Genomic DNA, 3,917 nt, shown 5'->3' on the forward strand with positions numbered 1-3,917 from the left:
CTAATTCTATTCATGAACATAATCCTTTAAGTGCTTTACTTATATACAGCTTCGCCCCGTCGCTTATGCACAAAACATAAGCTTGGCAAAAACTGTCGAAATATCGCTACACTATAATCCGCTAGAGTAATCTAAAAAGACTTGTTTTCAGTGATGATTTTTGTTCTGTATATAAAAAAAGACCCCATCCCTGCCCAGAAAACATGGGGACGAAGCCACTTTCTAGATCTCGTAGATCCTCGTATTTATTACCAAACAAAAGCTTTGCCATCATCTATCTGTAAACTCTTCTAAATCTTCTTTTCATGAAGGGCATGATTATAGATACATTGATGATGTCAAGATTTTTATGGTATACGGCGCTAAAATATCAAATGCTCAAATTCAATAGAGTTTTCGAAGATTGAATACACAATAAAGAGCAGATTGTAGGAAATCATTAGTGAAAGAATAAAACCCTTCAAATGCTGAAAACGCAAAAAGCCTAATGCCAATATTGGTATGGCAAAGGGTAAAAAACCAATTTGGTGTCTATCCACACTGGAACCCCAAAGCAGCAGAAAAATACTAAAATAGAATGTAACGCAAATGCTAAGCACTATGGGACTTATGCCCATCTTCTTCTGCATTAGCTTTTTGGGTATCGATGCGGTACTCATCCCCACTTCGTTAAGTGATTTATGTAGTGCCGTTTGTGAAAATATCCGCCATACATCGCTATTTCTCCTCCTCCCCATAAACACATAGAACAGAGAATAAAGTAACATTATAACCAAAGGTATCCCTACCCGATATTGCCCAAATATTACTCGCTGCCAGATAAAGCTTAAAGCTCCGGTATTGGCGGCAATCCACCTATCTTGTACAATTCTTCCAATAATGATGTTCAAAACAATATCATAGCCAAACAAAAGATACGATACAATCCCCAAAACCACTATCGGTAAGGCCACCAATGCCAAATACTGTAGCACTCTTCTACCGTGCCAATAAGTGTATAATGCAACAATCGGCAAGACAAGTAACAACGCCGTAAACTTTGTAAACACGCACAGTGCAGCTAGGCTACCAATAAGAAGGTGAGAACCAATGTCTCTTTTGGCTCCACGACTTAATAAAGCAATCACCAGCCCAGCGGTAAAAATACCTAAAAGCAAATCGTTCTTAGGAGCTTGTGAAGCACATAGTATAGCCGGCGATAAAATAACCGTCAAGCTCATCCAAGACTTTTCTTCAGATTTTTTTAGCATCATCATAAATATGCGTTGGATTAAAATCAAGTAGATAAGAAGCATAAATTTGGCAAAAATCTTCATTCCCCAAACACTATTATCCAGACTCAACCAAGATCCAAGAATGATAAAATAAAGCGGGGGATGGTGGGAGCATCGGTCATTATCTATCTTAATTGCTCCTTCTCCTACGTATTTGAGCCTTTCCAATACCGGATAAAATGGTAAAAACTCAGCATACTGCTCGGCACGCTTCAGAGCTTGAGGATCGCCTAAAATGTTTGCTGCAGAACTTGCCGAGTAGTTTTTCAGGCTATGTTTGACGTTTTCCGGCATAAAGCGCTCGGCTGTTATCCAATCCCCCTTGGCATCTATCCATGCCTCCGGAGCACTCATATCGTAAGCAAATAAAGTACATAGCAAGAGTGGAAATAGCAACCATTTGAACACTTTTTTGTTGATAGATAGAAGGATTAAGGCGCTGGCTATTAAAAAAACAGGTAGCGCCCATAAATTCAGCATACTATCAAACTTGATCCCCTTAACCTTATAGGGAACAAATACTACAAACAATCCCAAAGCCAATAGATTTAGAATGACATACAGTAAAGATGCATTATCTTTTACGTGCTTATTCATCATAAATTCCTCTTCGCAGCAGATAGCTGTTGTTTTCACTAATTATGCGGTTGTATTTTAGAACTTCGCCCAATACGCCTACTATGAAGCTAAGCGAACCCAGTGTTGCCAAAACCGATAGTAAAATCAACGAAGGTAAATATGTGCGCCCCAATGTAGCTTCAGCTATATATACCAAATATACAAAGCGTAAACCAAATATCAGCGCCATGCTCATCAAAATGCTACCCAAACCAAAAAAGAAGCGTCCCGGTCTATACAAAATGAACATTGTCAGCATAGTTAAGCCAGATTTTCCTATATGCTCAAATGCATTTGAAAACAGGCGCGATTCCCTGGTTTTGGGATTCACCCGGATGTCTACAGAACACACCTTCAAATTACTTGTTCCTGCTTGGATAAGAGTCTCCATACAATAGGAAAAGCGAGAATATACATTTAGCCGCATACACGTATCTCTACTAAATGCCCTAAACCCCGAAGCTGCATCGCGCACACTGGTTTTGGAGATCATTCTCAATGTAAAAGAGCCCAAGCTTTGCATCATTTTTTTGAATGGCGAAAACTCTTGGTGATCCTTAATGGGTCTGCAGCCAACCACTATATCGGCTGCCTTGCTTAAAATCGGTTGCACCAAAAGAGGGATATCCGCCCCACAATACTGATTATCTCCATCGGTATTCACCACAATATCCGCCCCATGTGCCAAGCAGAAGCGAACCCCCTCCATAAAAGTAAAGCCCAAACCCCTATTGCTGCCATTGGAAATAACATGATGAACTCCAGCTTGCCTAGCTGTCTCAATCGTTTTATCGGTACTTCCATCGTCAATTACCAAATACTCAATTGAGGAAATACCAGATATTTCTTTGGGTAGCTCCGAAACGGTTTGCGCTATGGTATTCTCTTCGTTATAACACGGAATTTGGATGATTAGTTTCATTTTGCTCTCTCAAATACATATTTGGAAAAGATGAATTTAGCCATAGAAAATATCACCACATTTAACAGTTGTGCCAAAATGTAGTATACGCCCCAAACCTGTACTAACAAGGCATATAACCCGGCATCCAAGATTCTAAATAAAATGATGCCCGGCATAAACAAACCAAACTTGCGTAAAGCTGATCCCTCTGATTCCATAAAGGTAAAACGCTTTAAAACAAAGAAATTGAGCGTTATCTGAAATAGTAACACCAAACAATATGCCCATACTTTATGTATACCGAGTACTTGCACCAAGAAAACATTGAGAGGTATGGCAATCAGGAATGAAGGCAAGCCAGATGCTAAGAACCGGATAAATTGACTTAAGTATTGCTTAGAATTCCACATAGCATTTACCGATTGTGCAATCTGTTTCCTCTTTTTGCTCGTAACTAACCTTACAAGCTCTGTATAGCTCAAGGTTTTTGAAGTTAAAACTATCTGCGCTCGCCACATGACGTCGTGAAAACTCAGGTGCGCGCCGCAAGCTGGAAATCCCTTTCACATTATACAGTTTATCGGTAATCTCCAAACTGCGTTTTAAAATGCGTATTTCCCGCTTAAATTGATACTTAGAATCCGGTTTACAAAATATCAATAAAGCTTTTAAGTAAGCAATTATGTTTTTCCCTAACACAGCGCTTGCCACTCTCAACCCTATATGTAACAAGGGACTGCTCTTCTGCTCTCTGGTTTTTACAAAAGTTCCTACTATTTGATATTCATCACCAGATTCACTTTCAAGTGATGATGCTCCCCACCAGTTACTTACATAGCAATATCCTCGCTTGTCAAACTGCCAGCCGTAATCTGAAAAGAATGCCCCATTTTCACCAATAACGCTGATGTTGCCTCCTTTTACAGATGAGATAAAAATGCTAAATGCAGCTTCTTTGACGATGCAATATCCACATTCTGCAAATACTTTTACCAAAGTCTGTGTTTCATAATTGGGAGTTTGCCATTGCTTAGAACAAATTAGTGCGTATGCTCTTACAAAGGAATGCCCCAGATAGTGGCATAAATAGCGATCATCTATGGCATGGACAAAGTGCTCCA

General features: G+C 39.5%; 4 protein-coding genes. All 4 read right to left on the bottom strand.

All coding sequences use genetic code 11. The annotated features are described in order from the left end of the window. Nucleotides 1-362: 362 nt before the first annotated feature. Nucleotides 363-1,874 carry a hypothetical protein gene (locus LHW48_05275; GenBank protein MCB5259874.1) on the bottom strand — a complete coding sequence of 504 codons (1,512 nt, stop codon included), beginning with the start codon at nucleotides 1,872-1,874 and terminating at the stop codon, nucleotides 363-365. Further along, nucleotides 1,864-2,814 (bottom strand): glycosyltransferase family 2 protein, encoded by a 951-nt coding sequence (locus tag LHW48_05280; protein ID MCB5259875.1) that lies wholly within the window; start codon nucleotides 2,812-2,814, stop codon nucleotides 1,864-1,866. Before LHW48_05280 ends, LHW48_05275 begins: the two co-directional genes overlap by 11 nt. Continuing rightward, complete coding sequence (locus LHW48_05285) at nucleotides 2,811-3,206, bottom strand: GtrA family protein (GenBank protein MCB5259876.1); 396 nt, start codon at nucleotides 3,204-3,206, stop codon at nucleotides 2,811-2,813. The genes LHW48_05280 and LHW48_05285 overlap by 4 nt, the downstream gene beginning before the upstream one ends. Further along, nucleotides 3,193-3,917 (bottom strand): hypothetical protein (locus LHW48_05290; protein ID MCB5259877.1); only part of this gene is annotated, 725 nt, incomplete at its 5' end. The genes LHW48_05285 and LHW48_05290, both read right to left, overlap by 14 nt.

Source organism: Candidatus Cloacimonadota bacterium (assembly GCA_020532355.1).
Lineage (GTDB): Bacteria > Cloacimonadota > Cloacimonadia > Cloacimonadales > Cloacimonadaceae > UBA5456.